Below are 14,423 nucleotides of genomic sequence, written 5' to 3' on the forward strand. Positions count from 1 at the left end.
GTTTAGATCCATTTTATGGGAGCGTTTGAAGGGGTAAAGCCTGGGGAATGTTTTTTGTAGAGATGAAAAGCAAGAATAAAAGGAGGAAAATCATCATGTTCATTTTTTCTAAAGAAGCATTATCAGGACAGCATATTCTAATTACAGGGGCCACCGGGGGAATCGGATTTGAAACCTCAAAGGTCTGCGTTCAAGCTGGAGCCAACGTGACGGTTACAGGCCGGAATGAAGAAAAACTTCGAGAAGTAAAAAAGGAATGTGAAAAGCTTAACCCGGAAGCCCGTGTTTTTGTTTGCCCTGCAGATTTGGCTGATCCGGAAAGCCGTTTCCGCCTCGTACAGTCTGCTCTCGATGAAATTGGAACTTTTACGGGCCTTGTGAATTCTGCTGGGATTGGCGGCGGAAATACACTTGAAAAGCTTGAAGAAAAAGTTTTGAGAAAAGTCATGGAGCTGAACTATACTTCCACTGTTCTTTTAACTCAGGCCGTCTACAAGAACATGCTTGAGAATAAAAAAGGGGCCATTGTTAACGTGTCTTCTCTTTCAGGACTTAGAGGGACTCACGGAGGAACAGCTTATGCAGCATCTAAATTTGCCCTCATCGGATTTACCCAATCTTTCGCCCTCGAAGCGATTGAATCAGGCATAAGAGTAAATGCTGTCTGCCCTGGCTATGTGGATACGAAAATGGGGCGCGACGCAATTAAATCCAAAGGGGAAAAGGAAAACCGAAGCTACGAAGAACAGCTTCAAGCCGCAAAAGGAACCATCCCTTCCGGCCGCCTTTCCACAGCAGAAGAAGTAGCGAACAGCATCCTATTCCTCCTGACAGATGCAGCAGAAAACATTGTTGGAGAATCTTTGAAAATATCAGGTGGAAGCGTTATGCGGTAAAAAGAAAAGCGAAAGCGCCTGTTCAGCCCCGACAAGCGCTGGAGGGGATGGCAGTGAAGTCGGTCTATGACTTCATTGACAGAACCGAAGCGACCTTCTGATATTACATATTCTCGATCACGATATACTATCAAAATATCCCCCAAAAAGAATTTCCGTTTTATAACAATTGGACGAGAATATACATTATTATTGATGAGAGTGATTTAACGTACTTAAGGGGGAATTCTTGATTGAAGCATTATTTATTTGATGTACCTGGACAAAATAGCTGGAAGAGAAACCTGTCTTCATTGGCTGTTATAGGAGCATTTGTTTTTATTGGAGGACTTTTTTATGCATTTGCCGCTATCTTTACTGTCATGATTGATGGCAAAGACTCCTCCTATTTCGATCTTGAGAAAGGGTCTTTTATCGGACTTGACCCTACGTTTGATTTGCTGTACCTTTTGCTCAATTATGTTTTTTGGCTTTTAGGCATTTGGATTGCAATCCGTTTTATTCATAAACGCACAATGACCTCTCTTATTACAGCTGAGAAAAAGATCAATTGGAATACAGTATTTTGGGGATATGGCATTTACATGCTTTTAACAGCGGCCTTTCAAGCAGCAGATTATCTTATTTCCCCAAAAAACTATGCGTTCAATGAAACCTCGCCTTCCAGCTTTATTCTTTTGTTTTTCATTGTATTATTCCTTGTTCCCATCCAAACGACTGTCGAAGAGCTTTTTTTCAGAGGTTTTCTTCTTCAATGGTTTGCTAAAAAAATACGGAATCCCATTGCGCTTGCTTTAATCATGGCTGTCATATTTGGCTCTCTTCACTTTGCCAATCCTGAAATGGGACGTTCTGCTGTTTGGGTCGGGCTGAGTTATTTATTTATGGGATTTATGCTCTCTTTCATCGCAGTTAAAATGGGTACTTCGGAATTATCCGTTGGAGCCCATATGGCCAATAACATGTTTTTATTTTGGCTTTTTGCGGACGAAAAATCTGTTGGCGGCACCCTTCCTGCTCCATTTAAGATTTTAGATAGTGATCCGATTTCGGCTTTTATTTGGGAAGTATGCGTGATGATTATTTTCTACTTTTTATCTTATAGAAAATATAAGAAGAGAATGATAGCAGAGGAAACCACTCATACAGCCGCGTTCTAATTCAGCAAAGAGATTGGATACTTCTCGTCTAAGTTCGATTAAGCAGATTGAAAAGGCTGTTTTCGCAGAGATTATTGGTTTTTCGTATATGCTCTTATCACGCATTTAGACTAGCATCAGGGCAACTTTCCTAAAGTTTTTTCCATACCAATGGTTTCGAGGAATAAATATAGGGTCATGAGCAACAAAGTTTAAGAAAAGAGCCATTGAAAAAGAAGACAGCTTGCTGATAGCTGTCTTTTTGATTTTTTTACACCATGTGGCAGTAAAGCCGCATAAATAGTATGATAGAAATGTATTTTATACCCATTTTGGAGGTGTTCATAAAATGGCATCTTTATATCAGCTGCCAGATTCTGCAGCGTCTCATGCAAAGCCTTGTACAGAAAGGGCGATCCTTTGCATGGGGTGGACATTAGATTAAATCATTTTTATTCGCCCGCTTGCTCTTATCCTTTCTCCAGTACAATGCTTTGCACCTTATTTGTATCTAAACAAAAATAAGGGGCTGGCAGAAATGAAATATGCAAACGCAGCTGAAATCCTTCCCGAACGCCTAATTTCGGAAATTCAGCAATATATTCAAGGAGAAACACTGTATATTCCTAAACCGAAAGAGAACCGCCAAAAATGGGGAACCCTCTCCGGAATTAAAAAAGCACTCGCTGAGAGAAATGGTTCTATAAAAGAAGCCTATCGTAACGGCCAGACCATTCATCAATTAGCTGAGGAATATTACCTTTCGATTGAAACAATAAAGAAAATTGTTTACTCAAAGAAAACACGATAAGAATGCTTGGCACTGATGAAACCATCAGTGCCATTTTCACATAGATATGCCAAGTTTAATTCTCAATCAATCTCTGCATTTTATTAATATACAGGAAGCTTTTATAATAAGGGCAGAGATGTTCTTTTCAGCACCATGAACAGGAGTGATACGCATGGAACCTTTTATCAGAAGCGACCAGTTTAATTTTATTAAATATCAGACGAGACATTTAGTAAGCGGGAATGCAACGGTAAATGACGCCGATGTTCTTGCAGCGCTGAAGTCCCTTGCGATTGAAAAAGTATTAGGTTTGTTTCCTGACATTACAGATGAACAAAAGCAGCTGCTGCTGCCTGTTCAGGATATTAAAGAAAAAGCAGAGGCTGCAGATTTTCTATCTCACTTAAAGGAATATGTGATTCCATTTTGGCACGTTACGGATCTCACCGTCCGCAAATTATTCCCTAAGGCGAAAAAGCTTAAGCTTCCTCCTCTAGATGAGATTGATTTAAAGGAATTATCCTATTTGGGATGGGATGACAAAGGATCGAATAAAAAATTTCTGATTGTTCCTTACAAAAACAAACTGACCGGCCTCCAGGGAACCTTTACAAGCATCAACAAAAAGGGCATTTGTTCCTTGTGCAATGGTCTTGAAGAAACAGGCATGTTCACAACAGAAATAAAGGGCGATGTACAAGGAACATTCGTCAAAAGAGGAAATTACATTTGCCAGGATAGCCTGAAATGCAACGAAAATATGAAGTCACTGGATAAATTAGAGGAATTCATTACCCGCTTAAAATAATTTTAGCAGCAAATTCCCTTTTCCCAATGACTAACTTCCAGGGGTTAAGGTGTATGCTATAATGAAACAGTTAAATATGATTCATCAAGAAATGAGGCTAAACATGCTTACTTTTGAAGAAAAATTGGCGATTGCCGAATCATTCCCGGAATTGCAAAGAAAAGATGTATCCCTTAAAAGAGTAAACTTTCACTATGAAGATAGTGTGTTTGATAAAAAGGTCGTTATTCAGCATCTGCACCCAAATGGAAACGGGTTCGTATTTGCCGGCAATATTGGCAAATATGAAACAGATGAAAAAGGCTTTATTAACATCCGGGATTATTCCGAAAGCGCTCTTCGCTCCATTATTAAGGAGTCCATCCATTCGCTATCTGAGAATTCAGAAGCCGCGAAAGAAAGTGCGATAATCGGTGACGGAGAGGAACAGCGCTGGATTGGCCCCGACAACCAGACACTTCTATTGATTTACGAAGATGAGTGGTGGAATGTTTACACCGGCCTGAATCTTGAAGCCGCATTTGGTTCTTATGAAGAAGCGGAAGATTACTTAGTTGAAGAAGGATTTATGAGAAAGCTCTAAGAAAGAAATTCGAAAGCGCAAAAAGGCCTGAAACTCGCTTATCAAAGTGATTTCAGGCCTTTTTTAATGATACCGGCTCTGCCTTTTTCTTCTCTGCCCCAAGCTCTAAAGCAAGGGAAACAACAGCCTCATTGATCGGCCATACATAATATAGGTAATGGAGCAGATGAATTTGGGGAAGACCTCTTCCCTTATCTTTTTCAGGAGCACGTTCCACCAGTTTCCGTTCTTTCTCCAAATCCATGACAGAGACGGTCTCTTTTTCATTTTTAAGCAGTTTGCATAGCCCTTCAATATTCTCAGTCAGAACGTCTTGAATGTGAAGGATGGCTGCACGATACTCTTCCTTTTGCTCCATTCTGAGCTTTCTATTGGAAGAGGCAATCAGATGCTTTGCGTAATAGTGAATGGCATACAGCACAGTGATCCACCTTGCATAGCCTGAAGGGCTTAATGAACCCGCTCTTTTAAAAATAGGCTTAGTATGATTTTTTATTTCCTGCAGCTTCTGGTCCATTGCGAATGCTTTATCTGCCAAGTCTACAGGATACTGAGCATCTCTCAGCAAGTTGTCCATATAAGAAGAGAGATAATTTTTTAAATCCTCCAGGAAATCAGCTGAAACATCCGAAACTTTATCCTTCGTTTTTATGGGAAGCAGCCAGGAGGATACCACAAATGCAATAGCTGCTCCAATGATCGTATCCATCACCCTTGCCAATAGAAGCTGATAAGTCACTCCTCCAAGAAGAAGGTCATACATTAATGCCATCATCATTGTGATGAAAAAACTCATCATGGTATAGGAGACGGAAAAGAGATAAAAGGCAAAAAAGATGCATGCAAACAGAAATATCAGCTGAAAGACAGGCTTGCCTTCCACTGCAAGAGCCAAAGCAAAACCGCCAATCCCGCCAAGAACCGTTCCAAAAGATCTCTGAAAGGCTTTAATGTACGTTCTGCCAACGGATTCCGTTCCAAGCAGCACAAGAAATGCAGTCAGCAAAATCCAGTATTGATGCGTGGACGTCAGAAAATATCCAAGAATAATGGACAAACCTCCTGCCACAAGCGCCTGGTAAGCTTTTTTCTTAGGCAAATTATAGCGGTCTTCTGCCTCTTCTGCTGCCTCTTCCTTTTCTTCCTCAATAACCGTGCTGTTCACATCCCGCAAATATTCCCTTAGCTCGTTGCCTCTTAGCTGCTCGTTCATCGATTGCTGAATAATAAGAGCTCCCTCTATTACATGATTAACAATCGATTCAATCCTTCGAACTAAATAGAGCCATTCGCCTGATTCTTTGCTATCGGCCCGCAGGTCATTCAGCGCAAGGCGGAGTCCCTGAACAGCCTTTTCCGCTTCCTGCAGATGAAAAGATTCATAGGAATCTGACAGGACTTCAGCATTTCGCAGGGACTCAACAGCCCACATAAGAAGGCGACGGAGCTCTGCATATTCGAGAGCATGGCTTTTCTTTAAATTTTTCACCGAATGTGTTAATGCCTCTATCAGCATTTCAGAATCGAATATATAAAGCCTAAGCTGATTGGAGCTGACACCAGGCCATACGAGGTGCTGGTCTGTCGCGGAAATATCTGTCGAGATCATACGTGCGTATTCACTTAATTTTTGAACATTGTGTTCGAGTTTGTTTATCCGTTCGGGCCGTGTAACCGGATCGCCTATTATTTCCAGTATGAGGCTGAAGGTTAAGTTAGTTTGAGTATGAAAAGAATCCACGCTTCTTTTTAAAACCTTTTCTGGCTTTGTTTTAATAAAAACAAAGTTATAAAGGAACGCATAAGTCATCCCTACTATTATTCCAATACAAAGCCAAGGCAGCTGTGCCGGTTTTAAATGAAGAAGTGTTGAAAAATAAGTGGACATAAAGCCGACCATGCATATCGAAAAGTACCTGACGCCAAATTTCTGCAAATAAAAGGCGAGGAAAATGATCAGCAGGATCACAAAATCAATTATATGGCCAAAGCCGGACAGCAGGGAACCAAGCGTAACCGCTGTGAGGCTCGATAGGGGCAGAAGCAGAGTCGTTATTTTCTTCTGTTTCTCCGTGTCATCGGCAACGGTTAAAATCCCCATCATGCCGAGCACTCCTGCAATGATCGCAGCGGGCACAGCTTTTCCATGAAAAAGCTGAAGGAGAATAATCATGGTAAACACTGACGACATCACACTTAATATAACTTTTCCAGCCTGTTCAAAACGTTTCAAGCCTGGATCTGAGGCAAAAAGGCGTCCGAGCCAGTAAAATTGCATTTTTAAATTCCTCAAATTTTTTCTCATACATATAGGTTAATCTATTTTTCATCCTTTAACAAAAATATTGATTGAACTAATCTTCTATTTGCTCAAGAAGCTGAAAAGCTTCTTCCTTTGATTTTGCTGCCAGCAGCTTCTCCCTGAATTCTGAATTTCTCAGCTTCCCGGATAGGAGCTTCAGAATATCGAGCTGCACCACACCCTTGCTTTCAACAGGCTCAGCGATCATAAAAATCAATTTTACTAAAGAACCATCAAGGCTCTTCCATTCCACACCATCTCTGCTAATCCCAAAAGCCACTCTCGATTCCTTTACAGAATCACTTTTTCCATGCGGCATGGCAATTTCATTCCCTATCCCTGTCGTGCTTATCCTTTCACGGGCAATAAGTGCCTTTTTAAAGCCTTCAGAAGATGCAACAGTTTTTTCTCTGGAAAAAAGCTCAATCATTTCGTTCATCACTTCATCCTGGCTCTTCCCTTTTAGATCTTCCGCAATTAATTCTGAGTTCATCAAATCAGTCAGCTTATTGACCTTCACAATGATCCCTCCCATATTTCCCTCTTAAAAAAGGCTGTTTTCGCAGAGATTGTTGTTTTTCGTACATGCTTTTATCACGCATTTAGACTAGCATCGGGGCATCTTTTCTTAAAGTTTTTGCCATCCCAATGGTTTCGAGGACTAAATATAGGGTCATGAGCAACAAAGTTTAAGAAAAGAGCCTAAAACAACGATAACAAAAGAACAGCATCAGTTCCAAAAAATACCCCTTTTAACACGCAAGTCTGTTTGATTGACTGGTGCGAAAGGGAACCAATAAAATAAAGACAAGCATTCTGAAAGGAGTTCAGACAATGGATCAAACATTTCAAGCACTGGTCATAGACAAAAAAGGTGATGAGGTAACAAAAGAAATAAGAGAAATAACGTTGAATGATCTGCCTGAAGGGGATGTACTCATCAAAGTTCACTACTCCAGTGTGAACTATAAAGATGGATTAGCAAGCATTCCAAACGGAAATATTGTTAAAACCTACCCATTCGTTCCAGGGATCGATCTATCCGGTGAGGTCGTTTCTTCCAATGACTCCCGCTTCAAGGAAGGCGATAAAGTGATAGCCACCAGTTATGAAATTGGGGTTTCCCACTACGGCGGATATAGTGAATATGCCCGCCTATCCGGAGACTGGATTGTACCCCTTCCTGAAAATCTTTCCCTGAAAGAAGCGATGGTATTCGGGACAGCAGGCTTTACAGCAGCATTGTCAGTTCAGAGGCTTGAAGAAAATGGGCTCTCTCCTGAAAAAGGAAAAGTACTCGTTACAGGTGCAACCGGCGGAGTAGGAAGTATAGCAGTTGCCCTATTGGCCAAACGAGGATATGAGGTTGTAGCGAGTACAGGCAAAGATTCGGAGCATGCCTATTTAAAACAGCTTGGCGCTCATGAAATCATTTCAAGAGAAGAGGTTTACGACGGAAAAATCAAAGCACTCGACAAGCAGCAGTGGCATGGTGCAGTAGATCCGGTTGGGGGAAAACCGCTTGCTTCTGTTCTTAGCAAAATTCAGTCACATGGCTCTGTGGCAGTGAGTGGCCTGACAGCAGGCGGCGATGTCCCGACTTCTGTTTTCCCGTTTATCTTAAGAGGCATAAATCTTCTTGGCATCGATTCGGTTTACTGCCCTATGGATGTGAGGAAAAAACTTTGGGAACGCATGGCAGGCGATTTGAAACCAGAAAGGATGCTTGAATTAGTGGAAGATGAAGTAACACTTGAAGAACTGCCTGGTGCATTGGATCGGATACTCAGCAGCAAAGTGCGCGGGAGAATATTGGTGAAGATGTCGTAATAAAACAGATAAGCTAATAGCCCTTCGAAAACTCTCGAAGGGCTTGTTTTTGTTTAAATGTTCTTTATTGTCCGATGCCAGGAAGGACAGGGGTAGTTTCCATCCTCACAGCTTTTAAAGATCGAGGATTTAGTCCAAGAACCCTCAAAATGGTCGGTGCAATTTCCGCTGTATAAACAGAAGAAGTAATTTGCTTTGATTTTTTCATTCCTGCAAAAGACACTAACATAGCAACATGCGTATCATCTTTATTAATCCCGCCATGTTCTGCAATCTTTTTCCCTGGTTTTGTGTAAATGACCCCATACTTAGGTTTTACAACAATATCAGGTATTCTTGAATCATCAGCAGGATTGTTAAAGAACCAATTCGACCGGGATGTCTGATAAGAATAGACATCTTGAATGTTTGCTTTTCCTTTGTTCTTCTTGATTGCATTCACAACAGAAACCGTTTTTGATTGATCCGTTAACCAGATATATGCAACATCATCTGCCGTTAACTGAGCAACAAGGCTGCCTGAAACCCCTTGCGTAATCAGTTTCTCATCCGTTATTCTCAGTTTGGCAGGATCCATAGGTGATTGTCCATGTTTTGCCGAAACAATAATCAAAGTTGAATGATAAAGGTTGTTCTTTTTTAATTCATTCACAATTTTTCCGATGGATTGATCCGTATGATTCATAGCATGCGCCAGACCTTTACTGAATTTATCTTTACTGTCTGCATAGCCGTTTCCAGGAAGCTTTTGAGCAACGCTTACTGCCTGGAAGTTCATTCCGAAGAGAGCAGGAACATTAGCCGGCTTCAATCCAGTATGATCTCTGCCTCGTATTTCATTCTGAATGGCTGTTACTTTTAAGTCATCGTTCTTTTCAGTGGCAAATATACTTTTCGAAGCATCTCCATTTGCCACAATTTCAGGTGTATACAAATCATTCACACCTTTGCCGGAAGGACCTTTCACTAAATCATAAGCCAGATGCTTGTCAGCCCATGCCGTATGCTTACCGGCAGCTTTTACGACTTCAAAAATTGTGTTTACTCTAAGATAGTTATGAGGATAAACGGGTTGTTTTGTTACTGGATCCCGCGGAAGCATGGCAGGATTAATGCCGCCTCCGCCATTAATTTTGTTCAAATCTTTATCGATCGTCTCATCATATAAGACTTCAGTTCCTGGTTTATCGCCAGCTTTCTTGGCAAGAGGCGGAAGAAGTTTACGGTCATAGCTATCGTCGTAAACCACTCCTGTTGCATTGGGAGAACCGCCAGTTATCATAGCTGACAAGCCAGGAAAAGAATCGGAGGGTCTTGTAGCACTTGCATTTGTATAAGTGATTCCATGGTTACTTAGTGCTGAAAGAGAGGAATGAGGATGTTTTTTTACATAAGAAGCCAAGTCACTTTCATGCAAACCATCAACACTTATTAAAAGTACTCTTTTTACAGCTTGATGAGGTGTACGATTTACTTTGTACGAAACATTTTTGGGAGCGCTATTTAATCCCTGTTTTTTCGGTGCTGGATTTGAACATGCACTTAAAGTGAAAAGGGTGCATAACAGGAGCAGGACCCATTTTTTAAGCATCAAATACCCTTCTTTCTTTTTATTTTTTTCCGTCTCCGTTATCATTCCTACTATTGCTCCGCTTATTCTTTCCCGGGAGGAAAAAAGCAGGATTTGATTCAAATCAATAGGTTTCTTTTGTATTGGGTAAAATCCTTATAAAAAAAGAACAGGCATTCAAGGATACAAAAGTTCCGAATGTCTTTTCTATATACTGCAATCATTCTTTTTCAGAATTTCCGGAAAACAAAGGACATTTTCTTGTTATCGTATTTTGCCCAAAGCTTTGATCCATCTTCCCCTTTGACCATAATCATTTTGTTCATAAAAGACTTTGCTTTTTCCGGAAAGCTTGTTTTCAGTTGGACTCTTCACCATAACTTGTTTTATTTCTGTCTTCATTGATTGGTGCATCATCTGAGGAGCCTGCTTGTTCATGTGATGATTCATTTTGCGCAGCATTTGATGGATTTGCGATGCTAGCAAGCGTTAAGGCCGAAGCTGCCGTTATTGAAAAGAGTGCTACTGTTTTTTTCAAATGCTTTTTTCATGCACATAATCCAGAACTCTTTTGTTATGAAGGATTCTACCCGGGCTTCCTTACAAAAGGAATGTTGAAAGTATGAATAAAATCTTAATAGAGATTGAACTTATTGTTTGGCAGAAAAGCAAGATCATGATGTGAGGCACTTGTTATGCTGGCTGCTTAAAAGGGCTGAAGTTTGCCACTAAAGACTCGGGCTAGGCTGCTTGCGCTAATAAATCAACTTAGAAATTTATACTTATCTTTCAAAAAAAACCCGCCTCTAATTAGAGACGGGTTTCCCTATTTACCGGACCTGACCGTTGCCAAGCATCATATACTTCACCGTAGTAAGAGCTTGCAAGCCCATCGGTCCTCTTGCATGCAGTTTTTGAGTTGAGATGCCAATTTCAGCTCCGAATCCGAGTGCTCCACCGTCAGTGAAACGGGTAGAGGCATTGCGGTATACAGCTGCAGCATCAACAAGTCTCATAAATGTTTCTGCTTGGGCATCATTTTCTGTAACAATCGCTTCTGAATGCTTTGTTCCGTATTGATCAATATGCTCGACTGCTTCTTTCATATTGTCTACAGCTTTTATGGCAATCGCAAGAGATAGATATTCATTTTCCCAATCTGATTCATTTGCAATCGATGCACCAGGAAGAACATTCACAATGTGCTCATCGCCGAAAATCCGAATGCTGTTTTTTTCTAACGTTTCCTGAAGGGCTTGGTGATGTTCTTTGAGCCAGTCTTTATGGACGAGCAAAGTTTCAGCGGCGTTACAAACAGCTGGACGGTCTGTCTTGGCATTCACCAAAATGCTTAATGCCTTTTCCGGATTTGCATCCCGGTCAAAATAAATATGACAGTTCCCTACACCTGTTTCTAACACTGGTACAGTTGCGTTATTAACCACTGCACGAATTAACGAGCCGCCACCTCGCGGAATCAGGACATCGATATGTTCTTTCATCGTGAACAATTCCTGTGTTGCTGCCCTATCAGTACTTGTTATCAATTGGACAGCCTCTGTCGGTATTTTCGTTTTAGCAAGTGCTGCGTGAATCACTTCTGCAATCGCTTTGTTGGAAGAAATGGCTGATGATCCTCCTTTTAACACAATCGCATTTCCAGATTTCAAGGCAAGTCCCGTTGCATCTACCGTTACATTTGGACGTGCTTCATAAATCATCCCGATTACCCCAAGTGGCACTCGAACAGTTTTGACATTCAGACCATTTTCCAATGTCCATTCAGATAATACATCTCCTGTTGGATCATCCAATTTGGCTACTTCTCTTAAGCCTTCTGCAAAATCATAAATTCGTTCCTTTGAAAGAGCGAGGCGATCCATAAACGCTGCTTCAAAGCCTTTTTCTTTACCCATGTCAAGATCAGATTTATTGGCTTCTAAAATTGTTTCTGCCTGCTGCTCCAATTCATCTGCAATCACATGAAGAGCCTGATTCTTTTCTTTTGTTGATAACCCGCTCAATGTTTTTGCAGCCTTTTTCGCTTCTTTTGCCTGTTCTTCTACTTTTGTTTTTGGACGTTCGATTGTTAACGTCACCCAATCCCTCCTTGTAAATTACAGTCCGACTGGAATACTTAAATCCAAATGGCAAACAAGATCTTCAATGCTTACTACTGATTCTTGGAAGTCTCCTCTTTGCTGAATATCAAGTGCTACAATCCGTGTTAAATCTTCAGATGAATATTTCACTTCTCCAAGGGCAATTTCTTCCCCGACATCAGAGAAAATCCTGACGACAGAGCCTTTTCTAAACTTCCCTTTGACCTCTAAAATGTTCCTTGGCAGTATGTCGCTTTTTCTTTCAATAATGGTGCTTTTCGCTTCAAAATCCACTATAATCTCGCCTTCAGGACCTGAGTTAAAAGCAATCCATTGCTTCTTGTGATTTAAATTCACTGCATCCTTTTCTGCTTCAAAATACGTTCCTTTTGCACGATCATGAACCGCATCGACAATCAGGTTGCGAACACCTGATTTACCCAGGAATGCTGGTATTCCGGATGCCATTGAGATTTTGAACGCATCAATTTTTGATTTCATGCCGCCAGTCCCGACTGAGCTTCCCGGGTCTCCAGCTGCTGCTTCAATTTCCGGCGTAATTTGATAGACATGATCCAAAAGCTTGGCATCGCTATTTTTACGCGGATCCGCATCATAAAGCCCATCAATATCAGATAGTATAATCAGCTTATCTGCATCAACCAATCCTGCAACCTTTGCTGATAATGTATCGTTATCGCCAAACTTCAAACGGTCAATGGTGATTGTATCATTCTCATTGATAATCGGAACAATGCCTCTTTCTAAAAGGACATTCGTCGTGTTCCGGGCATTGTTATAGCGATTTTCATCCGAAAAGTCACTTCTAGTAATCAAAATTTGAGAAGCTACATACCCATGTGACAAAAACAGCTCTGAGTATGCTTCCATTAACAGGCCCTGCCCGATGGATGCAGCCGCCTGTTTCTCCGGGAGCGTGTCAGGTCTTTTCAAACAACCAAGTTTTCGGTACCCAGCTGCCACCGCTCCTGAGGAAACCAAAACTACTTCATAGCCTTCATCCTTCAATTTGACGACCTCATCAACAAGCCGTTCAAGTTTTCTTCTGCTGATTTCACCATGAAGGCTTGTAATAGAACTGCTTCCTATTTTAATGACAATTCTTTTTTGCTCTTTCGTTTGCGTCACTTCAAATCACTCCTGAAAAACGTAGTTTCTTAGTAAGGCTTGAATGCCAATTGTACTGAAATTTTTAGAAAAGATGCCCTGTACCTAATCTTTATGCGGATTCAGAACAAAACAATTTGCAGCAATCTATACGAAAACACCCCTTAGTTATGATGGTTAGACAATGGCTTTTTCGAGATTTGAACTCATTTGTTTGGATTTTTTTGCTGCGCTTTTTACTGCCTGTGAAATGGCTTCTCCACCACCGTATTCGCTTAGAGCTTCAAGACCAGCCTGAGTTGTTCCGTTTGGAGAAGTTACCTTTTTGCGCAATTCTTCAGGAGATTCATCCTGAGATAGGATCATTTTTGCTGCTCCTAGAATCGTTTGAGCACCGATTTTTCTAGCCTCTTCTCGATCTAAGCCGTTTTCTTCAGCTGTTTTTTCAATATGCTCCATTAAATAATAGAAATAAGCAGGTCCGCTTCCGGCAATTCCTGTGAAAATGTCCATGTGCTCTTCTTCCATGACGAATACCTCGCCAATGGAACGGAGCAATTCCTTTGCATCCATCATACTGTCCATCCGGGTATGCTTGCCAGGTGAAATTGCTGTGGTTGATTCACCGATCATGCTGGATGTATTCGGCATCACACGGATTACCTGCTGCCCATCTCTGAGGCCTTGTTCCATATAAGATGTAGAAATGCCTGCAAGTACTGAAAGCACCACTTGATGAGGCTTTATTAAGTCTTTTATGGAATCCAACACTTCATCTATATTCTTCGGTTTCATAGCTAAAACGAAAAGATCAACCTCTTCAAAATTCAAATCCTCTCGCTTAATCCCTCTACTCCCATAGTGATCGTGCAGTTCCTGTAATCGCGCTTCATTGCTCCGATTGGAGATTATCAGCTGATTTCCTGGTACGATGTTTGCCTCAGTAATTCCCGAAATCATGGCCTCGGCCATTGAGCCTGCTCCTAGAAAAGCAATTGTTTTATTGGATATCATATAATCTCCCCCTGACAGAAATTTCTCTTCTCATTTCCTATTCCGCACTAATTGAAAAACAACGGTTCCTATACTAACATGTCTGAACTTATATTCAAGGGTTTTGCAGCATGTTGTAAGGTTAACTGCCAGATACCGAGTGTAATCGCTGACATTTGGAGCTGGAATTCTCTAATGTCTTTTTATCACGTTTAAATAGCTCTCAGATGTTTTAAACGGGATTTTTGCATTAAGGTTTATTATTGAAACATAAAAAAA

13 protein-coding genes are annotated in these 14,423 nt (G+C 41.0%); 6 read left to right on the top strand and 7 right to left on the bottom strand.

Translation table 11 applies throughout. The features are described from left to right. Positions 1-95 precede the first annotated feature (95 nt). The 5 genes from ACOT8F_RS11390 (at position 96) to ACOT8F_RS11410 (ending at position 4,219) form a co-directional block, all read left to right on the top strand. Complete coding sequence (locus ACOT8F_RS11390; protein WP_421651999.1) at positions 96-896, top strand: SDR family NAD(P)-dependent oxidoreductase; 801 nt, start codon at positions 96-98, stop codon at positions 894-896. 233 nt (positions 897-1,129) lie between these two features. Further along, positions 1,130-2,056: a CPBP family intramembrane glutamic endopeptidase gene (locus tag ACOT8F_RS11395; protein WP_421652000.1), complete on the top strand. Its 927-nt coding sequence runs from the start codon at positions 1,130-1,132 to the stop codon at positions 2,054-2,056. Between the two features lie 517 nt (positions 2,057-2,573). Further along, positions 2,574-2,846 (top strand): CD3324 family protein, encoded by a 273-nt coding sequence (locus ACOT8F_RS11400; protein ID WP_421652001.1) that lies wholly within the window; start codon positions 2,574-2,576, stop codon positions 2,844-2,846. Between the two features lie 154 nt (positions 2,847-3,000). Then, positions 3,001-3,636: a FusB/FusC family EF-G-binding protein gene (locus ACOT8F_RS11405; RefSeq protein WP_421652002.1), complete on the top strand. Its 636-nt coding sequence runs from the start codon at positions 3,001-3,003 to the stop codon at positions 3,634-3,636. A gap of 103 nt (positions 3,637-3,739) precedes the next feature. Next, complete coding sequence (locus ACOT8F_RS11410) at positions 3,740-4,219, top strand: hypothetical protein (RefSeq protein WP_421652185.1); 480 nt, start codon at positions 3,740-3,742, stop codon at positions 4,217-4,219. A gap of 52 nt (positions 4,220-4,271) precedes the next feature. Here the strand turns inward: ACOT8F_RS11410 and ACOT8F_RS11415 are convergent, their stop codons facing one another. Together ACOT8F_RS11415 and ACOT8F_RS11420 are read right to left on the bottom strand one after the other, a co-directional pair. Continuing rightward, positions 4,272-6,497, bottom strand: coding sequence for an FUSC family protein (locus ACOT8F_RS11415; protein ID WP_421652004.1), 2,226 nt, complete (start codon positions 6,495-6,497; stop codon positions 4,272-4,274). Between the two features lie 76 nt (positions 6,498-6,573). Continuing rightward, positions 6,574-7,041, bottom strand: a complete 468-nt coding sequence (locus ACOT8F_RS11420; RefSeq protein ID WP_421652006.1) for a PTS sugar transporter subunit IIA — start codon at positions 7,039-7,041, stop codon at positions 6,574-6,576. A gap of 314 nt (positions 7,042-7,355) precedes the next feature. Between ACOT8F_RS11420 and ACOT8F_RS11425 the strand changes: the two genes are divergently transcribed. Next, positions 7,356-8,351, top strand: a complete 996-nt coding sequence (locus tag ACOT8F_RS11425) for an NADPH:quinone oxidoreductase family protein (RefSeq protein ID WP_421652008.1) — start codon at positions 7,356-7,358, stop codon at positions 8,349-8,351. A gap of 64 nt (positions 8,352-8,415) precedes the next feature. Here the strand turns inward: ACOT8F_RS11425 and ACOT8F_RS11430 are convergent, their stop codons facing one another. From ACOT8F_RS11430 to proC, 5 genes are all read right to left on the bottom strand, one after another. Continuing rightward, a complete protein-coding gene (locus tag ACOT8F_RS11430; RefSeq protein ID WP_421652010.1) occupies positions 8,416-9,942 on the bottom strand; it encodes an alkaline phosphatase family protein in 1,527 nt (508 codons plus the stop codon). 337 nt (positions 9,943-10,279) lie between these two features. Then, a complete protein-coding gene (locus ACOT8F_RS11435) occupies positions 10,280-10,459 on the bottom strand; it encodes a hypothetical protein (RefSeq protein WP_421652012.1) in 180 nt (59 codons plus the stop codon). 292 nt (positions 10,460-10,751) lie between these two features. Then, complete coding sequence (locus ACOT8F_RS11440; RefSeq protein WP_421652013.1) at positions 10,752-12,020, bottom strand: glutamate-5-semialdehyde dehydrogenase; 1,269 nt, start codon at positions 12,018-12,020, stop codon at positions 10,752-10,754. 18 nt (positions 12,021-12,038) lie between these two features. After that, entirely contained in the window at positions 12,039-13,172 is a 1,134-nt protein-coding gene (gene proB, locus ACOT8F_RS11445; protein ID WP_421652015.1) for a glutamate 5-kinase, read from the bottom strand. 156 nt (positions 13,173-13,328) lie between these two features. Next, entirely contained in the window at positions 13,329-14,165 is an 837-nt protein-coding gene (gene proC, locus ACOT8F_RS11450) for a pyrroline-5-carboxylate reductase (protein WP_421652017.1), read from the bottom strand. Positions 14,166-14,423 lie beyond the last annotated feature (258 nt).

It is taken from the genome of Chryseobacillus diguaensis (assembly GCF_049220665.1).
Lineage (GTDB): Bacteria > Bacillota > Bacilli > Bacillales > Bacillaceae > Metabacillus_B.

Excerpts from the sequence above, each read along its gene's own strand:
- ACOT8F_RS11425 (WP_421652008.1), top strand. The coding sequence starts at position 7,356 with ATGGATCAAACATTTCAAGCACTGGTCATAGACAAAAAAGGTGATGAG.
- ACOT8F_RS11430 (WP_421652010.1), bottom strand. The coding sequence starts at position 9,942 with ATGCTTAAAAAATGGGTCCTGCTCCTGTTATGCACCCTTTTCACTTTA.
- ACOT8F_RS11400 (WP_421652001.1), top strand. The coding sequence starts at position 2,574 with ATGAAATATGCAAACGCAGCTGAAATCCTTCCCGAACGCCTAATTTCG.
- proC (WP_421652017.1), bottom strand. The coding sequence starts at position 14,165 with ATGATATCCAATAAAACAATTGCTTTTCTAGGAGCAGGCTCAATGGCC.
- ACOT8F_RS11390 (WP_421651999.1), top strand. The coding sequence starts at position 96 with ATGTTCATTTTTTCTAAAGAAGCATTATCAGGACAGCATATTCTAATT.
- ACOT8F_RS11415 (WP_421652004.1), bottom strand. The coding sequence starts at position 6,497 with ATGCAATTTTACTGGCTCGGACGCCTTTTTGCCTCAGATCCAGGCTTG.
- ACOT8F_RS11405 (WP_421652002.1), top strand. The coding sequence starts at position 3,001 with ATGGAACCTTTTATCAGAAGCGACCAGTTTAATTTTATTAAATATCAG.
- ACOT8F_RS11410 (WP_421652185.1), top strand. The coding sequence starts at position 3,740 with ATGCTTACTTTTGAAGAAAAATTGGCGATTGCCGAATCATTCCCGGAA.